This is a genomic window from Prevotella sp. tf2-5 (genome assembly GCF_900115435.1).
Lineage (GTDB): Bacteria > Bacteroidota > Bacteroidia > Bacteroidales > Bacteroidaceae > Prevotella.
Genome location: NZ_FOWK01000003.1, coordinates 273231 through 297507 on the forward strand (window position 1 = coordinate 273231; position 24277 = coordinate 297507).

The 24277-nt window shown below is 47.2% G+C and carries 21 protein-coding genes and 1 tRNA gene; 9 read left to right on the plus strand and 13 right to left on the minus strand.

The genetic code is table 11. From position 1 onward, the window contains the following. Positions 1-10: 10 nt before the first annotated feature. The 7 genes from BM257_RS04880 to BM257_RS04910 form a co-directional block, all read right to left on the minus strand. Positions 11-676 (minus strand): ExbD/TolR family protein, encoded by a 666-nt coding sequence (locus BM257_RS04880; RefSeq protein WP_092069044.1) that lies wholly within the window; start codon positions 674-676, stop codon positions 11-13. 4 nt (positions 677-680) lie between these two features. After that, a complete protein-coding gene (locus tag BM257_RS04885; protein ID WP_092069047.1) occupies positions 681-1298 on the minus strand; it encodes an ExbD/TolR family protein in 618 nt (205 codons plus the stop codon). Between the two features lie 36 nt (positions 1299-1334). Then, entirely contained in the window at positions 1335-2162 is an 828-nt protein-coding gene (locus tag BM257_RS04890; RefSeq protein WP_092069050.1) for a MotA/TolQ/ExbB proton channel family protein, read from the minus strand. A 189-nt stretch (positions 2163-2351) separates the two neighbouring features. After that, positions 2352-3545 (minus strand): pyridoxal phosphate-dependent aminotransferase, encoded by a 1194-nt coding sequence (locus BM257_RS04895; RefSeq protein WP_092069053.1) that lies wholly within the window; start codon positions 3543-3545, stop codon positions 2352-2354. A 104-nt stretch (positions 3546-3649) separates the two neighbouring features. Beyond that, positions 3650-4861 (minus strand): bifunctional 3,4-dihydroxy-2-butanone-4-phosphate synthase/GTP cyclohydrolase II, encoded by a 1212-nt coding sequence (locus BM257_RS04900; RefSeq protein WP_092069056.1) that lies wholly within the window; start codon positions 4859-4861, stop codon positions 3650-3652. A gap of 24 nt (positions 4862-4885) precedes the next feature. Then, positions 4886-6853, minus strand: coding sequence for an LptF/LptG family permease (locus tag BM257_RS04905; RefSeq protein ID WP_092069369.1), 1968 nt, complete (start codon positions 6851-6853; stop codon positions 4886-4888). A gap of 85 nt (positions 6854-6938) precedes the next feature. Next, complete coding sequence (locus BM257_RS04910) at positions 6939-7346, minus strand: START-like domain-containing protein (RefSeq protein ID WP_092069059.1); 408 nt, start codon at positions 7344-7346, stop codon at positions 6939-6941. Positions 7347-7482: 136 nt separating this feature from the next. Between BM257_RS04910 and BM257_RS04915 the strand changes: the two genes are divergently transcribed. After that, positions 7483-7556 (plus strand) — tRNA-Met (locus BM257_RS04915). Positions 7557-7914: 358 nt separating this feature from the next. Here BM257_RS04915 and BM257_RS04920 read toward each other — a convergent pair. Next, positions 7915-8373 carry a hypothetical protein gene (locus BM257_RS04920; RefSeq protein ID WP_092069062.1) on the minus strand — a complete coding sequence of 153 codons (459 nt, stop codon included), beginning with the start codon at positions 8371-8373 and terminating at the stop codon, positions 7915-7917. Between the two features lie 181 nt (positions 8374-8554). On the opposite strand from BM257_RS04920, the gene BM257_RS04925 reads away from it, so the two are divergent. Genes BM257_RS04925 through rodA form a run of 6 tightly spaced genes read left to right on the plus strand, consistent with a single transcriptional unit; the run spans position 8555 to position 14881 of the window. Then, a complete protein-coding gene (locus BM257_RS04925; protein WP_092069065.1) occupies positions 8555-9148 on the plus strand; it encodes an IMP cyclohydrolase in 594 nt (197 codons plus the stop codon). 29 nt (positions 9149-9177) lie between these two features. Beyond that, the gene (locus tag BM257_RS04930; protein WP_092069068.1) at positions 9178-10200 is read left to right on the plus strand and encodes a rod shape-determining protein; all 1023 of its coding nucleotides are present in this window, start codon (positions 9178-9180) and stop codon (positions 10198-10200) included. 7 nt (positions 10201-10207) lie between these two features. Next, positions 10208-11074, plus strand: a complete 867-nt coding sequence (gene mreC, locus BM257_RS04935) for a rod shape-determining protein MreC (RefSeq protein ID WP_092069071.1) — start codon at positions 10208-10210, stop codon at positions 11072-11074. Positions 11075-11077: 3 nt separating this feature from the next. After that, positions 11078-11584, plus strand: coding sequence for a rod shape-determining protein MreD (gene mreD, locus BM257_RS04940; protein WP_092069074.1), 507 nt, complete (start codon positions 11078-11080; stop codon positions 11582-11584). After that, positions 11581-13437 (plus strand): penicillin-binding protein 2, encoded by a 1857-nt coding sequence (gene mrdA, locus BM257_RS04945; protein ID WP_092069077.1) that lies wholly within the window; start codon positions 11581-11583, stop codon positions 13435-13437. Before mreD ends, mrdA begins: the two co-directional genes overlap by 4 nt. Then, positions 13418-14881 (plus strand): rod shape-determining protein RodA, encoded by a 1464-nt coding sequence (gene rodA / locus BM257_RS04950; RefSeq protein ID WP_092069371.1) that lies wholly within the window; start codon positions 13418-13420, stop codon positions 14879-14881. The genes mrdA and rodA overlap by 20 nt, the downstream gene beginning before the upstream one ends. Positions 14882-14887: 6 nt before the next feature. Here rodA and BM257_RS04955 read toward each other — a convergent pair whose 3' ends face one another. The 5 genes from BM257_RS04955 to BM257_RS04975 form a co-directional block, all read right to left on the minus strand. After that, complete coding sequence (locus BM257_RS04955; protein ID WP_092069080.1) at positions 14888-15355, minus strand: gliding motility lipoprotein GldH; 468 nt, start codon at positions 15353-15355, stop codon at positions 14888-14890. Then, positions 15342-16532: a PSP1 domain-containing protein gene (locus BM257_RS04960; protein WP_092069083.1), complete on the minus strand. Its 1191-nt coding sequence runs from the start codon at positions 16530-16532 to the stop codon at positions 15342-15344. Before BM257_RS04960 ends, BM257_RS04955 begins: the two co-directional genes overlap by 14 nt. A gap of 41 nt (positions 16533-16573) precedes the next feature. Next, positions 16574-17695: a DNA polymerase III subunit gene (locus BM257_RS04965; protein WP_092069086.1), complete on the minus strand. Its 1122-nt coding sequence runs from the start codon at positions 17693-17695 to the stop codon at positions 16574-16576. Positions 17696-17728: 33 nt separating this feature from the next. Beyond that, positions 17729-18688, minus strand: a complete 960-nt coding sequence (gene metF / locus BM257_RS04970) for a methylenetetrahydrofolate reductase [NAD(P)H] (protein WP_092069089.1) — start codon at positions 18686-18688, stop codon at positions 17729-17731. 83 nt (positions 18689-18771) lie between these two features. Further along, positions 18772-20760, minus strand: coding sequence for an alpha-L-arabinofuranosidase C-terminal domain-containing protein (locus BM257_RS04975; protein WP_092069091.1), 1989 nt, complete (start codon positions 20758-20760; stop codon positions 18772-18774). 157 nt (positions 20761-20917) lie between these two features. Between BM257_RS04975 and BM257_RS04980 the strand changes: the two genes are divergently transcribed. Together BM257_RS04980 and xylE are read left to right on the plus strand one after the other, a co-directional pair. Beyond that, positions 20918-22747 (plus strand): sensor histidine kinase, encoded by a 1830-nt coding sequence (locus tag BM257_RS04980; RefSeq protein WP_092069094.1) that lies wholly within the window; start codon positions 20918-20920, stop codon positions 22745-22747. Positions 22748-22750: 3 nt separating this feature from the next. Then, positions 22751-24259: a D-xylose transporter XylE gene (xylE, locus tag BM257_RS04985; protein WP_092069097.1), complete on the plus strand. Its 1509-nt coding sequence runs from the start codon at positions 22751-22753 to the stop codon at positions 24257-24259. The last annotated feature ends 18 nt before the right edge of the window (positions 24260-24277 follow it).

A 24277-nucleotide genomic window follows, 5' to 3' on the forward strand; every position in this document is an offset into this window, starting at 1 on the left:
TAGGGGTTAATCACTTGACACCAGCCTTCTGGATGAGTGCCTTGTCATCGTCACTCATCTTGTCGACATTGTCAATGACATACTTATCAACATTGCTTATCAGCATCTCGTCGAGGGCTGCTACCATGTTCTCATAGGTAGCAGTGTTCAGAGGACGGATAATGACGGTCATCGTAGGAACCTTCTCGCCATTGGGGAGTTCACCCTTCTTCAACTTTTTGAGAGCTTCCTGATATTGCTCGTCAGTCATCTTTGAGTTATACTCATTCTTCTTGGCATCAAGTTCCTTCTTTGCCATCTTTATTTTGGCAATAGGGTTGATACCTTCCTCGGTGGTATGCTCATTGAGAACTTTCTCAATACCATCTTTGCCATAGGTGGTCTCCTTTACGCATGAAGGATCATCGTAATTGGGCAGACCGGCAATATACCATACCTTGTCATTAGAGCCAAGGTAAAGAGTAATGGTGTGAGAAGCCTTTGTAACCTGCTTCTGTTCTTCATTCAGATTCTTCGTGTCATCGTTTGACGGCATGGTCAACTGCATAGCCTGCGGCTTAGCCAGTGTAGTACACAGCATGAAGAACGTGATCAAAAGCATCATCATGTCTACCATTGGCGTGAAGTTCACGCGGGTATCCATCTTCTTCTGCTTGGATAGATTCTTTTTTGCCATAATACTAGTCGTTTAAACGTTTAACATCGAGATTCGTAATGAGCTGGAAACGGTTCTCGTTCATGTCTTGTAGCTCTGACATCAACTTCTTAATAGATGCATAAGGAGTCTTTGAGTCGCACTTGATAGCAAGTTTGATGTCAGGATTTGCTTCGCGGGCCGCAGAGACCCACTCCTGGAACTCGCTCTTACCTCCCTTGATACTGTCAAGTGGAAGACCGAGCTTCTGGACTTCCTCTGCCATTTTCTCAGGCTCGAGGTTGAGGTACGCTGCCATTTGCGACATGCTAGCACCAACCATAGCATCCTCGCGGAAATGCTTGATCTGATTTGGATTGAGCTGAACGCCGAACTTGTCGGTCATGATGTCCAGCATCGCCTGCATGTTGTTCTTGTTTTCTGTACCGCAGTAGACACGACCCTCTGGGGTTACCAAAATGTTCAGAACGTCCTGCTCGGGAATCTTCAACTCTGACACAGAGTTTGGCGCAGTAACCTGTACCGGCTCTGGGGTCAGGAATGTTGAGGTCAACATGAAGAAACACAGAAGCAGTGTCATCACGTCTGACATAGGCGTCATGTCAATCCAGATGTCTTTTTTCTGTATCTTAATTTTAGCCATACTAAAACTGTTTTTTTAAGTTTTAAATGGTAAAAATTAAGCCTCGTTGTGGTTAGAATCGTATGTAGCTGCGATGGTGAAACCAATCTCGTCGAGAGCGTAAGTCAGCTTGTCGATCTTGTTAGAGAAGAAGTTGTAAACAACGGTAGCAACCCAAGAGGTCAAAATACCAGATGCTGTGTTCACAAGGGCCTCAGAAATACCGGCAGACAGAGCCATAGAGTCAGCACCACCACCAGCAGACAGAGCCTGGAAAGATCCGATCATACCGAGCACAGTTCCGAACAGAGCGGTCAGAGTACCCAGAGATACGATGGTAGCAACCATAGGCATGTTCATCTGAAGAGTAGGCATCTCCAGCTGAGTAGCCTCCTCGTGAGCCTGCTGGATCTTTGCAATCTTAGCGGCCTTCTTCAGAGTAGTGTCGCCTTCAACTGACTGGTACATGCTGATGGAAGCCTTTACAACGTTAGCTACAGAACCCTGCATCTTGTCGCAGAGAGCGTCAGCCTCAGCAAACTTCTGAGCCTTGATGAGATCCTTAACCTGAGCTGTGAACTTGGCGAGGTTGATCTTACCAGAAGCACTCTTGATGGCGAAGAAACGTTCGATGCCCAAGCAGATAACGGTGAAGAGCAGTGTCAAGATCAGACCTACTACGAAACCTCCTTTATAAACTGTACCTAACAGATTTGCGGGGTGTCCAGCACGGTCGCCACCAACGAAGTTGTCGGGGTTACCCATTACGAAATACCATACGCCATAACCTGCAGCGCAGCAAATAGCGAGAATAATCCACGCAGCTTTAACACCTTGGAAGCCCGATTTCTTGGCTGGGGCTGCAGCCTTTTGTGTAGTTGCCATAATTTTGAAAGTTTAAATTTTAGTTATTAAATGAATTAAATTATAATATATCTTTCTGATTTATTGCGTTTTGCCTTTTTTTAGGTCGCAGACAGTGCATTTTCATGCGCCTATCATTTGGCAAAGATAACAATTTACCTCGGTTAAACGACCTATTTAAGAACTTTTAACTTGATATTCGTCAATTTTTCAATGAAGTTGTTCCAATACTTCTTTGATACGACGCATCGCCTCAATGATGTTATCATCACTTGTGGCATAGCTCATACGGAAACACTCGGGATCTCCAAAAGCATCTCCTCCAACAGTTGCCACGTGACCTTTCTCTAGAAGGTAGAGTGCTAGATCGGTGGAATTATTGATGGTTTTCTCGCCATCACTCTTGCCATAAAAACTGCTACATTTAGGGAATAGGTAGAAGGCTCCTTCGGGGACATTGACTTCCAAGCCAGGAATCTCCTTGGCGAGTTTGACAATCAAGTCACGGCGACGCTCAAAGGCTTTACGCATCTCCTCTACACATTCCTGACTGGAGGTGTAGGCAAACTCGGCGGCTTTCTGACTAACAGAACAGGGACCACTTGTGTATTGTCCTTGCAGTTTGTTACATCCTTTGACAATCCACTCGGGGGCAGCAATGTAGCCGATACGCCAACCTGTCATGGCATAAGCCTTGCTGACTCCATTGACGATGATGCTACGTTCCTTCATTCCCTCAAACTGGGCGATGCTCTCGTGTTTCCCTACGTAATTGATATGCTCGTAAATTTCGTCGGCAAGGACAAAAAGATCGTCATGGCGTTTGATAACATTGGCAAGTCCCGCCAGTTCTTCTTTGTTATATACACTGCCAGTAGGGTTGCTGGGTGAACAGAGGATTAATAGGCGGGTCTTAGGTGTAATGGCAGCCTCCAATTGCTCTGGAGTCATTTTGAAGTTCTGTTCGAAGCCTGCTTCTACAATGACGGGTTTTCCTCCCGCCAAAAGTACCATCTGGGGGTAGCTGACCCAATAAGGAGCAGGGATGATGACCTCGTCGCCTGGGTTGACCAGTGCCATAACGGTATTGCACACGCTCTGCTTGGCACCGTTGGATACCAGAATTTCTGCTGGCTGATAATGCAAATGGTTCTCACGTTCCAATTTGCGGGCAATGGCCTGACGGAGATCAGGATAGCCAGGAACTGGTGAGTAGCGCGAGTAATTCTCGTCAATCGCTAACTTGGCGGCTTGCTTGATATGATCGGGGGTGTTGAAGTCGGGCTCTCCGACACTCATGTTAATGACGTCGATGCCCTGTGCTTTCATTTCTGAACTTTTCTGTGACATTGCCAGCGTGGCAGAAGGTGCCAGGCGCTGTAAGCGATCAGATAATTGTGCCATATTTGTTTGTTGGTGTTTTATAATTAGTTGCAAAAGTAATCATTTTATTCTTTTTGAAGAAAGAAATATACCATTTTTTAACTTAAACCATCAAAAAACTGACACTATTTCAGGTGAAGGATATGTCCCATGCGGTTTTTTTTGGTTTCTAAGTAACGCAGGTTATATGGATTGGGAGTGACCTCTATGGGGACATTTTCGACAATCTCCAGTCCGTAAGCTTCCAGTCCAACCCGTTTGACGGGGTTGTTTGTCAACAAACGCATTTTATGGACACCTAAATGACGGAGCATCTGTGCACCACAGCCGTAGTCGCGCTCGTCAGGCTTGAACCCCAGGTGTACATTGGCGTCCACTGTGTCTAGTCCTTCTTCTTGTAACTTATAGGCGGCGATTTTGTTCATCAGTCCGATACCGCGTCCCTCCTGTTGCATATATATGAGCACTCCCTTACCTTCTTTCTCGATGGCCTGCATTGCCTTATGGAGTTGTTCCCCGCAATCACAGCGCTTCGACCCGAGGATGTCGCCTGTCATACAAGAGGAATGGACACGGACGAGGATAGGTTCTTCCTCTTCCCATTCTCCTTTGATAAGTGCTATATGCTCTAATCCGTTGCTAACTTGTCGGAAGGGTATCAATTTGAAATGGCCATAATCAGTGGGCATATCAACTTCTTCTCCCACCTCAATGAGTGACTCCTTCTTCAAACGGTAGGCGATCATGTCCTTGATGGTGATGATCTTCATGCTGTGTTTCTGGGCAAATTCCATCAACTGGGGCATACGCGCCATGGTACCGTCGTCATTCATAATCTCCATGAGAGCACCAGCAGGGTAAAGACCTGACAGTTTGCAGAGGTCAATAGCGGCCTCTGTATGTCCACTTCGGCGTAGCACGCCATTATCTTGAGCATAGAGCGGGTTCACATGTCCTGGTCGTCCGAAAGTCTTGGGAGTCGAACTGGGATCAGCAAGGGCACGGATAGTTGCAGCACGGTCGTGGGCGGAGACTCCCGTAGTGCATCCCTCGATCTTGTCAATGGTGACGGTAAAGGGAGTACCCAATAGTGAGGTGTTGTCCTGCACTTGATGGGGTAGGTCCAGTTCCTGACTACGACTGATGGTGATAGGGGCGCAGAGTAGCCCTCTTGCGTATTTCAGCATGAAGTTCACCATCTCTGGTGTGATTTTCTCTGCCGCACAGATGAGGTCTCCCTCATTCTCACGATCCTCGTCATCCACAACAATAACGAATTTCCCCTCACGGAAATCCTCTAAAGCCTCTTCAATGGTATTAAGCATGAAATTCTCCATATCTTTATTGATAGCAGTTACACATTATTTATTATTAATAAGATCTATAATCAATGGCATTTTCTGCAATTCCTCCAGCGTTATCGGGGTGCCGGGATAGCACTCCGCAATTCTCTGTACCATCAACTGGTTGGTCTGTGTGATGGTATGCAGGTCCTTACGCAGACGCAGTCGGAAGCGGCACATCCTCAGGTAGAAGAATATGCCAACGGGAATCACCAGTCCCGTGATGACATTCAACCATTTCTGGCGGAAAGGCCGGGTATGTGCGTGCGTTGCTACGATAGGGTAACGGTTGAGGTAAGTGAGGACACCCCTGTCCTTGGTGTTCGACAGATCCTCTATCACCTCCTCCAATTCTTCACTGATACGCTGGATGGTATGGTCGTCACCAGGACGGAAGAACACCTTGATAGGGCTGGGCAAGTGCAGTAGTTGATGCTCCATACTGTATTGCTCGATTTCCTGATTGATGCGTAGCAGATGATAAGCGTCTGCCATATAGATTGGATCCTCAATGATGACCTCTTTCCTACTAATATGGCGCTTTCCGCGGATTCCCAGCATATTGAATAAAATCTGCTTGTAGAGGTCGATGTTGAAGACAACAGAATCATTGTTTGCCTTATAGGTGAAGAATACGGCAATGGGGGTCAGTACACAAGTCCCCAGCATTTTCCCGAACCATACTGTCCAATTGTCGTCTCGCGCCATCTTCATACCAGTGTTCTCTAAGATATAATAGACGATAAACACTAGGACGGAGATAATCACGGGTACTCCCAATCCCCCCTTGCGGATAATGGCTCCCAAGGGTGCTCCGATGAAAAAGAAAATGAGACAAGAGAGGGAAAGCGTCACCTTGTTAATCGCCTCTATCATATGGAGACGGTCGTTAGTGTTCAGCGCATCGGAATAATCACCCTTAAACTCCAAGTCGACAGAAGCTGTCTGGGCTTCGTTCACTGCAGCTTTCATCACACGCTGTTTTGCTTCCGGAGGTAGTTTGGCATATAGGGAATCAAAGTTGAGACTGTCCTTCTGTATCTCCGCGAGAATTTTGGTGGAGTCTTTCTTGCTGATGCTGGGAAGGTAGAACGCTGTCTGCTTCGCCTCTTTATAGAACTGGTGTCCTACGGAGTCGTTGAATTCACGGATAGAGTCGAGGTCATGCAGGATTTTCCCCATACTCTTCGAACGGGCATCGCCGGAAATCCAGTCAGCGTCAGCCATGTTGAAATCTCCATCAAAATCGAGGACGATACGTTTGGTGGAGAAGGTTTCGCGGCGATAGGGTACATTGGCGGATCCTGCCACATCCTGTGACCGCATGTTCTCAAACCATTCACCGCTATAGAGGGTCAGTAACAAATGCTTTTTCTCCTCAGTTGTCTGCATCCTTCCTGAGTCGGCAAGGATGACGGCAGCGTCTTCATAGCCTCCGTTCATACGGTAGATCATGATGCCATAGAGAACTCCCGTATTCATGTCTTTCTTCTGGACATAGATGTTCGATCCGCTGATACCATCGTAGAAGATTCCCTCTGGTATCTCCACCTCAGGGTTCTTCTGTTGCATGGAGATTAACAATTGGCGGAAGGCGATGAATGATTTCGGACCGATCACCTCTTGGAAATAAAAGGAGATGCACGAGATCACGATGACGATAGCTATCAGGGAACGCATCGCTTGCAGCAAGGAGATCCCAGCCGCTTTGATGGCAGTCAACTCAGAACTCTCACCCAAATTTCCGAAAGCGATCAGTGAGCTCAGCAGAATGGCGAGAGGGAAAGCCTGGGGCATCAGCATCAGTCCCATATAACAGAAGAATTGTGCCATCACCTCCAGTGAGAGTCCTTTTCCAATCAACTCGTCGACATAACGCCATAGGAACTGCATCATCAGCACAAATTGGCAGATGAAGAACGTTCCGATGAAAAGCAGTCCAAACTGCTTCGTGATGAATATGTCTAATTTCTTGATCCGAAACATCAGCAACATGCTTAATGGGCATGCAAAGTTAGCATAAAAAATTCAGAGCACGGCAAATATTTCGTTTTTTTATCAATTCATTGTCTTATAGTAAGAATCCACTGACACGGTGCAGTCGCTCCATATTGGCATCCCAGAGTCCACTCAGGTCTTCAAGATCCTCAGCGTCGGCATAGTCCGTAATCAGCAAGTTCAGGTTGCCTGTCAATTCGCTTTGCTCGATGCGCATCTCCCAGTAGGCATCAGGGTCATCCTCCTGATAGTCCCATTTCAGTTTGATATGATCGTATTTCTCAAGCTCCAAGACTTTCGAAACCTTGGTGTCACGCTCAGTCCATGGATGTCCCCAGGTGAACGTCCACTCATCTCCATTCTCTGTCACTACGTCGGCGAGCCATTTCTGCAATCCTGCGGCGTTGCTGATCATTTCCCAAACAATCTTGGGAGACTTCGCTGAAAGCGGGTATTCTTTCTTTAGAATGTGTTTACGCATATCCTAAGAGGTTAGTTTCTGTTTTGCAAAAATACAAAAATTATTCGAAATACAATGTTTTTTCTGAAAAAAGTTTTGTGAATTAAAAAGTTTATATTACCTTTGCACCCGATTTCAAGGAATCATCCCTTGTGTTGGCGGGATAGCTCAGCTGGTTAGAGCGCATGATTCATAATCATGAGGTCCCCAGTTCAATCCTGGGTCCCGCTACAAAATCCTCCTTACATCATCAGACGTAAGGGGGATTTAAATTTTTAAGCTATTCTGTCTCGTGCTCATTGTGACAGGTTTTCTTCACGTTCATTCAGGTTCAAACCTATGAGGTGTTAGTGAGGTGTTAGTGAGGTGTTTGGCAAACATCTCACTGCCCTCAAGCCCTTTGTGCAAGGGCATTTGAACTGTCTCTGTTGAGATGTTGAGGTGTTTTCGCGAATTCATTTACCCATTCCTCTTTCCAATATCTGTTATTCCTCATAGTAATATTTACTTACCCCTTATAGGAGATACTGCCATAACTCTTAAGAGATATTCTCTCGCCCCTTAGGAGATACTGGGATATCCCATGTTCTTAGTCCTTCATGTATTTCTGTTTGAAGGCAGCGATATTGTTGCCGATCTCAGACTGAAGGATCATGTGCTTACCCCAGTAACGGTCCAATGAGGTGGATTGTGTGTTGAGGAGTTTGTAGTGTTCCTCCAGGGATGCCTGCAAGTGAATGATGTCGTTGTACCATTCGGGGCTGGCTTCCTTTAATACTTTCACTTCCGTACCTAAAGAATCAAGATATTGCTTGACATGCTGGCAGTTGCCGTTATAGGCCTCCTCCGTCTCCTTGAGTTTCTGTTCGTCATTAATAACGGGGTTGATCTTTTCCGACCAGAGCTTGTATCTTGCCGAGGCTGCTGTTTTTGTGTACTTCTCACCCTGTTCGATGAGGCTGATACAATGTTGCTTCTGCTCGTCGTAGTTCTTACGCTGGCAGCCAACAATCATGGAGATTAGGAACAATAATAGAATTTTCTTCATGCTGCAAAGATATGAAAAATATGGTAAAGTTGCAAAAATTTCACAGGAAAATGAAAGGTCATTTTCTTGATATACATTATTTATTTTAAGGTGTGGATTTTTTTTTGTTAAAACGTGATGTGATGTGCGGTCTTTTTCGTACCTTTGCAACCTAGTTTAGAAATTATATAACGTTATATTTATGGCAGATACAAAGAAGATTAAGACAGCGCTCATCTCCGTGTTTCATAAGGATGGGCTGGAAGAGTTGTTGAAGAAGCTGCATGCTGAAGGTGTGAAGTTCTTGTCAACAGGTGGTACACAGACCTTTATTGAAAGTTTGGGCTACGAGTGTGAGAAAGTGGAGAATGTAACCACTTATCCCTCTATCTTGGGAGGTCGTGTGAAGACCTTGCATCCGAAAGTGTTCGGAGGTATTCTGGGTCGTCGTGAGAACGAGGGTGACCGCGAGCAGATGACTCAGTATGAGATTCCGGAGATAGACTTGGTAATCGTCGACCTCTATCCTTTCGAGCAGACCGTTGCAAGTGGTGCCTCTGAGGAAGATATCATCGAGAAGATTGATATCGGCGGTATCTCACTGATTCGTGCGGGAGCCAAGAATTTCAATGATGTCGTTATCGTCCCCTCCAAGGCAGAATACGGTATTCTGCTGGACATCCTGAACAAGCAGGGTGCGGAGACCACTAAGGCTCAGCGTCGTGATTTCGCTACTCGTGCCTTTGGTGTCAGCAGTCATTATGATACAGCTATTCATAATTGGTTTGAAAAGTAATTAGTACAAAACAAATAGGTAGAAAAGATATGGGATTTTTTAGTTTTGTCCAGGAGATAGCCATGGATCTTGGAACGGCTAACACGATTATTATCAGTGATGATAAGATCGTGGTGGATGAGCCGTCGGTTGTTGCTCTCGACCGCCGTACCGACAAGATGATTGCCGTCGGTAACGAGGCGAAGATGATGTATGAGAAGACACATGATAATATCCGTACAATCCGTCCATTGCGTGATGGTGTGATTGCCGACTTCTCTGCTTGTGAGCAGATGATGCGTGGATTGATTAAGATGGTGCATACAGGTAGTCGTCTGTTTTCACCATCCCTTCGTATGGTGATTGGAGTGCCCTCTGGTTCTACGGAGGTGGAGCTTCGTGCCGTTCGTGACTCAGCAGAGCACGCTGACGGACGTGATGTGTATCTGATTTTCGAGCCGATGGCAGCAGCTATTGGTATAGGTATCGATGTAGAGGCTCCAGAAGGTAATATGATTGTCGATATCGGTGGTGGCTCTACGGAGATTGCTGTCATCTCATTGGGTGGTATCGTCTGCAACAATTCCATCCGTACGGCTGGTGACGACCTTACGGCAGACATCCAGGAGTATATGGCACGCCAGCATAACGTAAAGGTCAGTGAGCGTATGGCTGAGCGTATCAAGATTAATGTGGGCTCGGCATTGACAGACCTTGGCGACGAGGCTCCCGACGATTTCATTGTACATGGACCTAACCGTATCACAGCACTACCAATGGAGGTACCGGTATGCTACCAGGAGATCGCACATTGTATCGATAAGACTGTGGCAAAGATTGAGAATGCTGTTCTCTCCGCATTGGAGAACACCCCTCCCGAGTTGTATGCCGACATCGTGAAGAACGGTATCTGGCTCTCTGGTGGTGGAGCTTTGCTGCGTGGTCTTGACAAGCGTCTGACAGACAAAATCAATATCCAGTTCCATATTGCGGAAGATCCGTTGCGCTCTGTGGCAAAAGGTGCGGGTATTGCCTTGAAGAATGTGGATCGTTTCAATTTCCTGATGCGATAAGTGAACGATGCAGAACCTGCTGGAGTTCCTACAGAAATACCATCACTGGTTTCTTTTCGTCTTGTTGGAAGTCATCAGTCTGGTGCTGTTGTTCCAGTACAACAGCTACCAAGGCAGTGTGTGGCTGTCCTCCGCCAATGCGGTGTCCGGCAAGGTGAACGAGGGGAGGGCAGAAGTGGAGTCGTTCTTCTCCTTGAGGCAGATGAACGAAGGTCTGACGTTGCGTAATTTCTATATGGAGCGACAGCTCAGTCAGTTGCGCCGTCTGTATAGTGAGGCGACGGAGGACACAGCAGGGTTATGGGCGAAAGAGATGTCTTTCCTCAAGCAATACCGTATGATTCCTGCGAAGGTTGTCACTAATGAGTTGAACCGTCAGGACAACCTGCTCACAATTGACCGTGGTACCAAAGATGGTGTCGAAGTGGGTATGGGTGTTGCTTGTGGACAAGGAGTGGTGGGAGTGACCTATCTGGTGTCTGATCATTATGCGGTGGTGATGCCTGTGCTGAACACAGCCTCACGTATCAGTTGTGCTATCCGTGGTCATAACTATTTCGGCGTGCTACGGTGGAATGGTAAGGACGCTGGTGTCGCTTATCTGGAGGATATCCCCCGTCATGCTCGTTTCAAACGGGGTGACTGGGTGGAGACTAACGGATACTCCTCGATTTTCCCTCCTGGTGTGCTAGTTGGTAAGATAGAGACGGTGTATAACTCTGACGATGGATTGTCTTACCGCGTGAAAGTACGCTTGTCGACGGATTTCGGTCATTTGCGTGATGTTGTTGTTGTCAACGACCCCACGATAGTTGAGCGTACCCGATTATTACAATCTGCACGTGACTCATTGAAACTAAATGTGAAAGAATAAGGGATGTCATCAGATATTTTCAAACGGGCAGGTCTGTTCATCGCCTTTGCGTTGGCACAGGCGTTGGTGTTGGGACGTATCCATCTGTTTGGATGCGCCACTCCGTTGTTCTATGTCTATTTCGTCCTCCTCTTTCCACGAAACTATCCCAAATGGGGTGTGTTGTTATGGAGTTTCGCACTGGGACTCATAGTTGATATGTTCTACAATACTCCAGGAATGGCAGCAGCCTCGATGACATTGATTGGTGCCATCCAACCCTATTATTTCGAGATGTTTATATCCCGTGATGCTGCAGAGAACCTGCAGCCTTCTATGGATAATATCGGATGGGTGAAGTATTTCTACTACTCGTTGGTGTTGGTGATCATCTATTGTCTGGTGTTCTTCACACTTGATGTCTTTACCTTCTACAACTGGTTGGAATGGATTAAGTGTGTGGTGGGAAGCTCTGCTATTACTTTGTTGATGATATTGACGTTTGAGACTGTTCGTGGCAGACAGGAATGAAGGACTATGAGATAGACTACCGGCGTTATGTGATTAGCGGGATAGCTGTTGCTATTGTCGTGATTTATATTATTCGCCTGTTTACCTTGCAGATCATGAGTGATGACTACAAGAAGAACGCTGACTCTAACGCCTTTTTGAAGAAGATTGAGTATCCCTCCCGGGGAATCATCACTGACAGAAACGGGAAACTACTTGTCTATAACCAGCCGTCATACGATATCATGGTAATCATAAACGAGGCAAAGGATCATCTTGATACCCTTGAGTTCTGTGAGGCACTGAACATCACGAAGGCTGAGTTTGACAAGCGTATGGCGGAAATCAAAGACCGCGTCAAGAATCCTGGTTACAGCCGTTTTACTCAGCAGATATTCATGAGTCAGTTATCCGACAAAGACTTCTCTGTCTTTCAGGAGAAGATGTTCCGTTTCCCTGGTTTCTATATACAACGTCGTAGTATCCGACAATATCAATACCCCTTTGCCGCCCATGTCTTGGGTGATGTGGCAGAAGTCTCTCCTGCTGATATTGAGGCAGATGACTATTATATCCCTGGCGACTATATCGGGAAATTAGGAGTGGAGCGTAGCTACGAGAAACAACTGCGTGGCGAGAAAGGTATGCAGATATTGTTGCGTGATGCTCATGGCAGGATACAGGGACGCTATCAGAATGGAATCTTCGACCGTAAACCCGTCCCGGGAAAGAATCTGACACTTAGCTTGGATGCTGACCTGCAGGCATTGGGTGAACGGCTGATGGAGGGAAAGATAGGCAGTATCGTGGCGATAGAGCCCTCTACAGGGGAAATTCTCTGTATGGTATCGTCTCCCTCTTACGACCCTCGTATGATGGTGGGACGTGCCCGCTCAAAGAATCATCGCCTGTTGAGTCAGAACGTATGGAAGCCTCTGCTTAACCGCAGTATCATGGGACAGTACCCTCCAGGCTCTACCTTCAAGACCACACAGGGTCTTACCTTTATGAGCGAGGGTATCCTTCATCCTACTCAGACAGCCTATCCTTGTGGACATGGCTTTAACTTCAGAGGTTTGCATGTCGGATGTCATGGTCATGCCTCTCCCTTATCACTCGTACCAGCACTCTCTACTTCCTGTAACGGCTATTTCTGTTGGGGATTGTACTATATGATCAACCAGAATATCTCCAAGTATGGTAGTGTCCAGAATGCTATGAATAAATGGCGTGACTATATGGTGAGTATGGGTTTCGGCTATAAACTTGGAGTCGACTTGCCTGGCGAGAAACGGGGTCTGATACCTAATGCCGACTATTACGACCGTGCCTATAAAGGGTCGTGGAACGGATTGACAGTAATCTCCATTTCCATCGGACAGGGTGAGGTAAATGCCACTCCTCTGCAAATTGCTAATCTTGGTGCGACGATAGCCAATCGCGGCTTTTTCTATACTCCTCATGTGGTGAAGAAAGTACAAGGAGAGCCACTTGACACGACCTTTACCAAAAAACACTATACCTTGGCGAAGAGGGAAGCTTATGATTATGTGGTGGCTGGAATGAGAGCTTCAGCGACAGGAGGTACGTGTCATGCTTTGGCAAGTTATGACTTCATGGCATGTGGTAAGACTGGTACGGCACAGAACCGTGGTCATGACCACTCGGTGTTTATGGGATTCGCTCCGATGGACAAACCGAAGATCGCCGTCGCTGTCTATGTGGAGAATGGCGGATGGGGTGCCACGTATGGTGTACCCATTGGTGGCTTGATCATGGAACAGTATATTCACGGAAAACTCTCAGAAGCCTCGGAGAGAAAGGCGACGGAGTTTCAAAACAGACATATCTCGTATGGTAACACAATCAGGTAAGCAGACCAGCATCTTCCGTTCTATTGACTGGTGGACGATACTTATCTATATCGCCCTGTTGTCTTTTGGCTGGATCAGTGTGTGTGGTGCCAGTTACTCATACGGCAATACGGATATCTTCAGTCTCGACACCCGCTCTGGCATGCAGATTGTATGGATTGGCACGTCTATCGTCCTGGGATTTGTCATCTTGATGTCTGACGACCGCTTTTACGATACTTTTGCCTATATCATCTATGGACTCTTGCTGATCCTGTTGTTCCTCACCATTTTCAACACGCATACTATCAAAGGGTCCCGGTCATGGCTGGTATTAGGTCCTCTGCGCATCCAACCGGCGGAATTCGCTAAGTTCGCGACTTCTCTCGCCTTGGCGAAATTCATGTCAACCTATGGGTACAATATTCATCAGTGGAAACATTTTGGGGCGACTTTGGCGATTATCTTCCTGCCTATGGTATTCATCATCCTGCAACGTGAGACAGGATCAGCACTGGTGTATTTAGCCTTCTTCCTGATGTTCTATCGGGAGGGTATGCCAGGTTCCGTGTTGTTCACGGGAATTGCTGCCGTTGTCTATTTCGTGGTAGGTATTCGTTATGCGGAAGTGTATCTGGCTGACACTCCTACTTCCATAGGAAAATTCTCTGTCCTGTTGTTGATACAGTTGTTCACGGCAGGACTGGTATGGGTGTATGGCACGAACAAGCGACTGGCATGGCGTATAGGTTTTTATTGTTTGGGTATAACTTTCGTCTCTCTTCTGATGTTGAAACTGTCTTTTGACATCTGTTATGTACAACTTGCTACGATTGTTGTGCTGGTAGGTTTTATGATTTGGGAAGGACTGAGCTCGCGAATCCACAACTATTTCTATATTGCTCTTTTTACTTTAGGTTCCGTGGGATTCTCTTATGGTGCTGATTTCATCCTGAACAATATGATGGAACCCCATCAGCGTACTCGTATCAATGTGTTGCTGGGATTGGAGGAAGACTTGAGAGGTGCCGGCTATAACGTCCATCAGAGTGAGATAGCCATCGGCTCCGGTGGTCTTGAGGGAAAGGGATTCCTGAATGGTACACAGACTAAGTTGAAGTTTGTACCGGAGCAGGATACCGATTTTATTTTCTGTACGGTAGGTGAGGAAGAGGGATTCTTAGGCTCTGCTGGCGTGTTGCTGCTGTTCCTTGCCTTAATTCTCCGATTGATTCACTTGTCGGAGCGTCAACCGTTCCGCTTTGGTCGTGTCTATGGCTATAGCGTACTGAGTATCTTCCTTTTCCATGTCTTTATCAATGTCGGAATGGTGTTGGGACTCACTCCCGTGATAGGTATTCCGCTGCCTTTCTTCAGTTATGGTGGCTCGTCACTGTGGGGCTTTACCATTCTGTTGTTTATCTTCTTGCGGATTGATGCCAGTCGTAATTTCCTCAGGTCTTAGTAAAGACTATTGCTTGGTGAGTATCATCCCGATGTTCGCCACCCCAGGGAGTATCTCCCTTTTCATGTCATGACGGATATGGATACTCAGTGAGTCTCCTTTATGTAGTGTAACTGTGTTCAGGGGGTAATTATACTGGTAATGGCTGATACCTTGTCCAACCGCGTTTCCGTCGTTGTCAATTACATTGCAACTCAGTGTGTCTGTATAGGTATCTAACGAGGGAAAGACAGTCTGTTCGACAATCAAGGAGAGTCCCATGAAAGGGTAGGCATTGCTGATGCGTACCCCGATGGATTCCTGATAGGTACCGTCTTGCTGAATAGGTGGGACGGCAAAGGAGATGGCATCGTTTTTCTCCCAGCCCGCGATAGTGATATGCTGGTAGTTGCTATAGATGATCTCGCTGTCGCAGGCGATACAGAGTAAGACCAGTCCTATATAATATAATAAGGTGTGACTATTCTTTCGCATCCCTAGGTTTCTGATTGCGTCGCTGGGGCTGGCTACCATTTTTGGCATTGGTGTTACCACCACCGTTACCATTGACAGGCTTCTTATGTTTCTTCTTTTTCTTCTTCGCCTTGTCAAAGCGGTTGATATTCTCCTGTGTGGCAAGATCAAGCGGACGTTCTGGCTCCAGCTTCCTGCCGTCTTCCTGCAGGGAGAGGGGCTTTTCTCCTTTCTTGTTCATCTCGATAATCTGCTTGGCGCGCTCTGCCGTAATTGTCTCCAGATTGGCTGCAATATTCTTGTCCGTAGAGTAGGAGACGAGTCCTGCTAGGATATCGGACTTGAAGAAATGGTATTCCGCATCTTGTGTCAACAGGGTGGTATCCTTGGAAGGCAGTTTCCTGCCAGCCTCCACATAGTCATCCACCTCATAGTTCAGACAGCATTTCAATTTGGCACACATTCCCGCTAGTTTCTGTGGGTTAAGAGAGATATCTTGGAAACGTGCAGCACTGGTACCCACGCTTACGAAGTTCTTCATCCATGTGGCACAACAGAGTTCCCGTCCACAAGGTCCTGTACCACCGATACGCCCAGCTTCCTGACGGGCACCGATTTGTTTCATCTCGATACGAACATGGAAAGTGGCTGCAAGATCCTTGATCAACTGGCGGAAGTCCACTCGCTCATCAGCGATATAATAGAAAATAGCCTTATTACCATCCCCTTGGTATTCCACATCTCCGATTTTCATCTGTAGTCCCAATCCCTTAGCAATCTGTCGGCTCTCTATCATTGTTGAATGCTCGCGACGTTTTGCCTCTTGATATTTCTCCATGTCCATGGGACGTGCAATACGGTAGATGCGTTTGATGTCGTCTGCACTTTTGAGGTTCGCTTTCTTAATCTGCAACTTGACCAAGCGTCCTGTCAGAGTCACCACACCGATGTCATGTCCGGGGTTTGCCTCTACGGCAACAATATCCCCTTTCTTCAGGTCGAGGTTGTTGACATTATGGTAATAGCCCTTGCGGGTATGTTTGAACTGCACCTCCACCAAATCAGTGGTGTCAGTATTGCCCGGAACATCGGCAAGCCAGTCGTAGGTGTTCAACTGCTTGTCCTGTCGTCCCACAGCCTGATGGCAGAGTCCTCGGTCACATCCGATTTTTATCTCAAGGTCTTTTGTTTTTTCCATAATTCTTTTTTGTTTTTTATAGTTCCTATTAGTCCCTATAGTTATTTCGTTATTAATAGTACAATCATCTGTAGAGCGAAGTCAAAGAATACGATCTTCGCATTGGCGTTCTGCCCAATATCCCTGATGGCACGGTCAGCAAGCTCGCTGATAGGGATGACATTCGCCTCGTTGATGAACCGTGCGAAGTTCTTGGCGAACTCCTCCTCTCGTTGTGTCATATAGCAGAGATCCGGTTTTTGGAAGTTATACATGAAATTCTCCCGGATGAGACGCAGGAAGTATTCCAGAAACCGTTTCTGTTTCTCACGTCCCACTGTCGCCATGCGCTCACTCCATGTCTTCAGTTCTTTCACCTTACGCTGATAGCTGAGTCGCATCAAGGTCTGGAACAAATCCAGGAAGAATTCATTCTCCGAGTCTGCGCTTAGCATCTCCAGTGCTTTCAGCCAACTGCCGTTTGCCATGCGTGCCACTCGTTGGGCATCCTCCTCAGTAAGTCCTCGTTTGCTGATGAGAGCCTGTTGGATATCCTCATCGGCAATACGTTTGATATCAATTCTTTGTACACGACTACGGATGGTTTCCAGGAGTTTTTCTGGTTCCTCGCATACCAATAGGAAGATTGTTTGCTGAGGAGGCTCCTCCAAGAGTTTCAGTATCTTGTTGGCACATTCGATATTCATTCGCTCAGGAAGCCAGATGAGACTGACCTTGTAACCACCCTGACTCGACTTGAGTGACAGCTTGCGTATCAAAGCATCGCTCTCCCCAGCAGTGATAATCGCCTGTTGGTTTTCCCCGCCCATCATCTCCAACCATTCATTCATGGTGAAATAAGGACCAGCCATAATCAATTCGTGCCACTCTTGTGCGAAATCATCAGAGACGGGCTTGTGGTCCGTGCTCATTGATGGCAGCTTGATAGTGGGGTATGTGAAATGTAAGTCCGGATGCTCCCATTTGGCAAGCATCGCCTCTGCATTAGCTGTCGGCTGCTTACCGTTGCTTTTTAGCAGATAGGCGGCAAATGCCATGGCGAGTGCCATCTTACCACTGCCCATGGGACCACATAGCATCAAGGCATGTGGCAATCGCTGCTCCTCTACCAATTGCAGCAATCGCTCCTTAACTTCTTGTTGTCCTATGACCTGGTTGAACATCCTTTTTACAATATTGTATTGTTAATTATATTTTTATAGAAGCCTTTTAGCTACTTCCACTACTGAGTCAACTGCGGAGACCGTGTAGAAGTGAATATTCTTCACGCCATGCTCATAAAGCTCTTGACATTGCTGGGTGGTCCATTCAATACCCAGTTGGCGGGCCTGCTCATCTGTCTTACATTTCACAATCTCCTTGGTAAGTGCCTCTGGGATATCACAATGGAACGTCTTAGGTACAACGGTCAACTGACTCAGTTTCGCCATGGGCTTGATACCTGGGATGATAGGGATGGTGATGCCCATCTGCCGTGCCTTCTTTACAAACTCGAAATATTTCTCGTTGTCGTAGAACAGCTGGGTTACAGCATATTGAGCCCCTAAGTCCTGTTTCTGTTTGAGGTATTCCATATCCCTTTCCAGATTAGGAGCCTCCTCATGCTTCTCTGGATAGCAGGCGACACCGAAGTCGAACTTCGGTCCCGGGTGTTTGATAGGTGTGCCATCGGCAAAGAAACCCTCGTTGAAACGTACCACCTGCTTAATCAAGTCAGTGGTATGGGCATGACCTCCAGGGGTAGGAGTGAAACGACTGTCTTCCTTCGCCTTGTCGCCTCTGAGTAACATCAGGTTGCGGATGCCCAAGAATTGCAGGTCGAGCAGTTCGTATTCTATCTGTTCAACCGTTGTGCCACTACAGATCACATGAGGTTCCACAGGGATGTCATAACGCTGTTGGATGGCGGCAGCTATGGCAATAGTGCCAGGACGGCGACGGATGCGCTGCCGTTCAAACTGTCCGTTCTCCAACTCCTTATATACATATTCGGAGTGGTGTGTCGTGATATTGATAAACGCCGGATTGAACACCACGAGCTTGTCTATCGTCTCAAACAACGCCTCTGTGCCGTTACCCTTCAAGGGTGGCAGCACTTCAAACGAGAAACGTCTCTCACCTGTATCTTGTTTTTTTATATAATCTGCTACTGTCATAACCGCATAGATATACAATATTTTGCAAAAGTACAAAAAAAAAGCGGCATTATCTAAAAAATGCCGCTTTTTTTAATATTCTCTTACTTCCTGATACGGTAGATGCGGAAGGACATGGGGGGCAGGTCGTCGAGGAGAAGGGATGCCCCTTTGCCTTCATCCACTTGTGTCGTACCCTTTTGTGGCGTGATGAGCTCTGGTTTGCAGATCGTGTTCTCGTCGTCCATGCCGTTATGGAAGAGCGTAAGTGTCTGTGCCGTACGTGTTCCCTTCATGCCGGTGAGGTTGAAGGATACGGGCTGACTCGTCTTCGAGGTATTGGCGATTTTGATGATGACCTCGTCCGTCTTGCTGTCGTAGGCGGCAGAGGCGAAGAGCCCGTTCTGTCCTGCCTGGTTAGCAACAGGCTTCTTGTCCATTGTCAAGGAGAGGACGTTGGTACCGGCATTGGTGCTGTACATCTGCTGTACGTAGTAGCTGACGGTCTTGAACATGTCCGTATTGTCATACCATATCTGGTCAGGACGCCATTGCCATCCGTCGACATGGGCGAAGAGTGGGGCAGGAGTCGTCATGTGTACGATATCCGCATTACGCTCGAAACCTGTCATGAAGGCAGCCTCAAGGATGGCAGCCTCGTAGTGGTTCCATTTCTTGCCCTTGCCGTGACAGGCATACTCGCCAGCGAACACCTTCGGACCCTTACGGTCGTAGGTGTCGTAACGCAGACCATGGGTTAGGAACCATTCCTCGTCACGGTAATAGTGCTCATCCACCAGGTCAGCCTTCTGGGCTTTCATTGCCTTCCATCCGTCCTCGAAACGGTAGGTGTTGTCTGGTACGTCCTCAGGTACAGGACCACTGGTACCTACAATCTTAATGTCGGGATATTTAGCACGAATGGCAGCCACGAATGGCTTTAGGCGTTCATAGTAGAACTCACCCCACTGTTCATTTCCAACTCCAATATATTTCATATTGAAAGGAGCAGGATGCCCCATGTCTGCACGGACCTTTCCCCACTTGCTGGTCACGGGACCATTGGCAAATTCGATGAGGTCGAGACAATCGTCAATATACGGTTGTAACTCGTCCATAGGAACATGGGCAGACTCGTCGTTCCAGTTCTGGTACTGGCAGGCAAGTCCTACGCTGAGGATGGGCAATGGCTCGGCGCCGATATCCTCAGAGAGTTGGAAGAACTCGAAGAACCCCAGTCCGTAGCTCTGGTAGTAATCAGGGTAATAGCGGTAGTCGAAGGTGTGTTCCCAGCGGTTACCGTTCAGAGGGCGGTTCTCCACAGGGCCTAATGTGTTCTTCCACTGGTAACGAGTAGCAAGGTCAGTACCTTCTACGATACAACCGCCAGGAAAACGGAAGATACCGGGTTTCAGGTCGGCAAGAGCCTGTGCGAGATCACGACGCATGCCATTCTCACGGTTCTTGAAGGTGTTAACAGGGAAGAGAGAGATGTGCTCCAAGGCGACACTATTGGTGCCTTTGAGGAAGATGCGCAGCTTTGCCTGTTTCTCTGTTTGGGGAGCGTTCAGCGTGACAGTATATTTCTTCCATTGCGAGGAGGTGATATTGATTTCCTCCTCTACGAACTCCTGTTTCTCATCCATGGAGTTCTCCTTGATGAGTTGTACGCGGATGACGGCAGTGCCCTTAGGAGCCTTTGCCCATACAGAGAAGCGATAAGCCTCACCTTTCTCTATGCCAATGCCAAAATAACCCTCGTTGACCAGTCCAGAGCGACGGTCCTTATGGCCAGGGTCGGAGAGGATGACATAATGCGGACAACGCTCGAAAGGAGCGTTATCATCCTCCACATCGACACAGCCAAAGGCTTGCCATCCCATCAGGTGTTGTGGAAACTCAAACGAACGGTTCTTGACAAGTTCGCCATACAAGCCGCCATCCGCAGCGTAGTTGATGTCTTCAAAGAAAATACCGTACATGGTAGACTGGATAGGCGCACCAATCTTTTTAGTATTAACCTCGATGGTGTTGTTTTGTGCCATAGCGGAAACGCAAATAGCAAACAGACAGAGTGTGATAGTTCTTCTCATTATTAGTAGTTTTATTGTTATAATTTATGGTGCAAAGATAAGTAAAAAAGTTGACTTGAGGAAACATTATTTAAAAATGTCGGATAATTAATGATAATTTTTGGAGGTTTCATGGAAAAACGTTATATTTGCAAAGTTTTTCTAAAAACCTGAACGGATGAATCTAAGCCCTCGTCTCAGACTATTGCTCGTGGCAATAGTTTTCCTGTCGGTATCACAAGTGTCGGCAGAGACTCCGCAGTGTAAGGACACATTGGAACACAAGCGGTTACAGAAAGAGATGTGGGGATCTTGTGGACAGGAAGACACGGCAGTCGTTTACAATGCTTGCAAAGCCTACCAGCAACATGCCAAGGCTGATGGTGATAATGATGCATATTATAACGCATGGGTCTGTCGTATTGTCTATAATCTCGACCGTATGAACATCCGAGATGCCTATCATGACGTACAGCTGATGAAAGAGGACCTGCTTTATGGTCAGAAGGGAAAAGACGAGCAGTTCCTCTTTCCCAATATGTTAGGGCAGGTTTATAATGCTTGTGGCAATGTCAGTGGTGCCAGCAGAGAATTTATCAAGGCAATCGAACTTATCAAGGGTACGAGATATGAGAAGACAGGTCTGAGCACCCTCTACCTTGGTATGGCGCATATCTACATGAACTCTAAATACAGGGAGTCGATGCATTGGATAAACGAGGATATTGAAGAGGTGGAGCGGCATAAGGAATTGCCCCGTTACCATCGTAACCTTGCCAATGCCTATGCTTTTAAGGCGATGACGTGTTTCAAGTTGCATGATATCAGTCAGTTCTGGGCATGTCAGAAACTCGCATTGGAGCATGACGCCCTGAACAATACGGGGGAAAAAGGATCCTTTATGCTTTATCTCTCCATATATCAGATGGCTCTTGAGAACCAGTACGACAGTGTCTATGTCGCCATAGAGCGTATCCCAAACCACAAAGACCGTTATATCGTTAAGTCGGATATTCTGCGCTATCAGGGTAACTATGAAAAAGCGTTTACGACTCAAAGGCGCTTGATGCATATCCGTGACTCCGTGACTGGTATCACCATTGCGGAGAATATCGAGAATATGGATGAGGAGATTAATCTTATCAAGGCGGAACAGGCAGCCACGAAACGTGCGAATATCATCCTAACCATCGCTTTTGTGTTGGCTCTGCTGATGGTAATAGCACTTGTGATGGCATTTATCCTGCGTATGAGGTATCAACGGAAACTAGTGGAGAAGAACCGTCAGTTGGAGATAGCTAACCGTCAGGCACGGGCAGCGGATGAGATGAAGACGGAGTTTATCCGTAATGTCAGTCATGAGATCCGTACACCGCTTAATATTATCAATGGCTTCACCCAGGTGATGATGGGAGATGTGAATGCCGTGGAACCTGAGGAGCGACAAAAGGTTGTCGAGACCATTGGTGACAATACACGTCAGATCACATCACTCGTGAACAAGATGTTGGCGCTGGCTAATGAGAGCTCCAAGGACTTGCTGAAGGAGGTGGAGGATACGGATGCCCTTGACATCTGTCGGAAGGCTATAGAGGCAATGCCCAGTGTGGATCCTGACAAGGTGAAGGTGATGCTTGAAGACCAGACAGGTGGTATGGGTACTATTCTTTGTACCAATGGCGACAGTCTGTTGCAGATGTTGGATTGCCTGTTGGATAATGCTGCGAAATTCACAGAGCAGGGATATGTGAAACTGACACTGAGAAAGAAGGAGGAACACATGCTCTTCACTGTTGAGGACACCGGTTGCGGCATTCGTGCCGATAAGGTGGACTCTATCTTCGACCGTTTCATGAAGGTAGATGAGTTCAAACAGGGTTTGGGACTCGGACTGGCATATTGCAAGGAGACGGTTGGGAAACTGGGTGGTACACTTACGCTTGACAAGACATCGGAGGAGGGTACCGCCTTTACATTAACTTTGCCCATTAAACTAAAAACACAATAAAGTATGGAATATCAAAAGAGAGGTAGCTCGTCCTACCTGTTTTCTATTGTACTGGTCGCCGTACTGGGCGGTCTGCTTTTTGGTTATGATACCGCAGTAATCTCTGGAGCGGAGAAAGGTCTTCAGGCTTTCTTCTCGGAGGCAAAGGACTTTACCTACACCGATGGTTGGCATGGCTTCACTTCAGCCTCAGCATTGATCGGCTGTATTATCGGTTCTGCTTTGTCTGGATATCTTGCCACCAATTTCGGTCGTAAGCGTTCATTGGTCATCGCAGGAATCCTGTTCTTCATATCAGCCTTAGGCTCGATGGATCCGGAGTTCTTGTTCTTTACGTATGGTGAGCCCACTTACTCACTGCTCATCATGTTTAATTTCTATCGTGTGATAGGCGGTATTGGTGTTGGACTCGCCTCTGCCATCTGTCCGATGTATATCAGTGAGGTGGCTCCGTCGAACATCCGTGGTATGCTGGTGAGCTGTAACCAGTTTGCAATTATCTTCGGACAGTTGGTCGTGTATTTTGTGAATTTCTTCATACTGGGCGATCATATCCAGCCACTGGTGGAAGATATGGGTAAGGGCTTTGCTGCCTTTGCTCCTGCTGCCCAATGGACGGTGACGACAGGTTGGCGTTATATGTTCGGAAGCGAGGCTATACCTGCAGGACTCTTCGCCCTGCTCATCAGTCTTGTGCCTGAGACACCTCGTTATTTGGTTTCTGTGGGTAAAGATCAGCAAGCCTTGGAGGTCTTGGTTAAGATTAACGGTACGGACCGTGGTGAGTTCATCCTGAATGCCATCAAGGAGACACTGGTGCAGAAGACGGAGAAGCTGATGACCTATGGCGCGTTGTGTATCTTCATAGGTATTATGCTCTCTGTATTCCAGCAGGCAGTGGGTATTAATGCTGTTCTTTACTATGCACCTCGTATCTTCGGTGATATGGGAATGGAGAACCCGATGGTCATCACCGTCTTTATGGGTATCGTGAATATCGCATTCACCCTCGTCGCCATATTCACGGTAGAGCGTTGGGGACGTAAGCCTTTGCTGATCTGGGGTTCGTTAGGAATGGCGTTGGGCGCTTTCGGTGTTGCCGTTACTTTCGGCAAGGCAGGTATGGAGATGGTTACTGCTATCAGTATCATGGTGTACTCCGCCTCGTTCATGTTCTCGTGGGGACCTATCTGCTGGGTACTCATCGCAGAGATATTCCCCAATACCATCCGTGGTGCCGCTGTGGCTATCGCTGTCGCGTTCCAATGGATCTTCAATTTCATCGTCAGCTCTACCTTCGTGCCGATGTTCAATATGCATCTGACAGAGGGTGACGACTTCGGTCACTGGTTCACCTATGGGCTTTATGGCGTGATTTGTGTGATTGCTGCCATCTTCGTATGGAGACTTGTTCCTGAGACCAAGGGTAAGTCTCTGGAGGATATGACAAAGCTATGGCGTTGGAAGGGTTATGTACCTGGTGAGGAGCCTCATGAGGGTGCTACCTATTAATTCTTTTTTGAAGACTGA

Excerpts from the sequence above, each read along its gene's own strand:
- BM257_RS04880 (WP_092069044.1), bottom strand. The coding sequence starts at position 676 with ATGGCAAAAAAGAATCTATCCAAGCAGAAGAAGATGGATACCCGCGTG.
- BM257_RS04885 (WP_092069047.1), bottom strand. The coding sequence starts at position 1,298 with ATGGCTAAAATTAAGATACAGAAAAAAGACATCTGGATTGACATGACG.
- BM257_RS04890 (WP_092069050.1), bottom strand. The coding sequence starts at position 2,162 with ATGGCAACTACACAAAAGGCTGCAGCCCCAGCCAAGAAATCGGGCTTC.
- BM257_RS04895 (WP_092069053.1), bottom strand. The coding sequence starts at position 3,545 with ATGGCACAATTATCTGATCGCTTACAGCGCCTGGCACCTTCTGCCACG.
- BM257_RS04900 (WP_092069056.1), bottom strand. The coding sequence starts at position 4,861 with ATGGAGAATTTCATGCTTAATACCATTGAAGAGGCTTTAGAGGATTTC.
- BM257_RS04905 (WP_092069369.1), bottom strand. The coding sequence starts at position 6,853 with ATGTTTCGGATCAAGAAATTAGACATATTCATCACGAAGCAGTTTGGA.
- BM257_RS04910 (WP_092069059.1), bottom strand. The coding sequence starts at position 7,346 with ATGCGTAAACACATTCTAAAGAAAGAATACCCGCTTTCAGCGAAGTCT.
- BM257_RS04920 (WP_092069062.1), bottom strand. The coding sequence starts at position 8,373 with ATGAAGAAAATTCTATTATTGTTCCTAATCTCCATGATTGTTGGCTGC.
- BM257_RS04925 (WP_092069065.1), top strand. The coding sequence starts at position 8,555 with ATGGCAGATACAAAGAAGATTAAGACAGCGCTCATCTCCGTGTTTCAT.
- BM257_RS04930 (WP_092069068.1), top strand. The coding sequence starts at position 9,178 with ATGGGATTTTTTAGTTTTGTCCAGGAGATAGCCATGGATCTTGGAACG.
- mreC (WP_092069071.1), top strand. The coding sequence starts at position 10,208 with ATGCAGAACCTGCTGGAGTTCCTACAGAAATACCATCACTGGTTTCTT.
- mreD (WP_092069074.1), top strand. The coding sequence starts at position 11,078 with ATGTCATCAGATATTTTCAAACGGGCAGGTCTGTTCATCGCCTTTGCG.
- mrdA (WP_092069077.1), top strand. The coding sequence starts at position 11,581 with ATGAAGGACTATGAGATAGACTACCGGCGTTATGTGATTAGCGGGATA.
- rodA (WP_092069371.1), top strand. The coding sequence starts at position 13,418 with ATGGTAACACAATCAGGTAAGCAGACCAGCATCTTCCGTTCTATTGAC.
- BM257_RS04955 (WP_092069080.1), bottom strand. The coding sequence starts at position 15,355 with ATGCGAAAGAATAGTCACACCTTATTATATTATATAGGACTGGTCTTA.
- BM257_RS04960 (WP_092069083.1), bottom strand. The coding sequence starts at position 16,532 with ATGGAAAAAACAAAAGACCTTGAGATAAAAATCGGATGTGACCGAGGA.
- BM257_RS04965 (WP_092069086.1), bottom strand. The coding sequence starts at position 17,695 with ATGTTCAACCAGGTCATAGGACAACAAGAAGTTAAGGAGCGATTGCTG.
- metF (WP_092069089.1), bottom strand. The coding sequence starts at position 18,688 with ATGACAGTAGCAGATTATATAAAAAAACAAGATACAGGTGAGAGACGT.
- BM257_RS04975 (WP_092069091.1), bottom strand. The coding sequence starts at position 20,760 with ATGAGAAGAACTATCACACTCTGTCTGTTTGCTATTTGCGTTTCCGCT.
- BM257_RS04980 (WP_092069094.1), top strand. The coding sequence starts at position 20,918 with ATGAATCTAAGCCCTCGTCTCAGACTATTGCTCGTGGCAATAGTTTTC.
- xylE (WP_092069097.1), top strand. The coding sequence starts at position 22,751 with ATGGAATATCAAAAGAGAGGTAGCTCGTCCTACCTGTTTTCTATTGTA.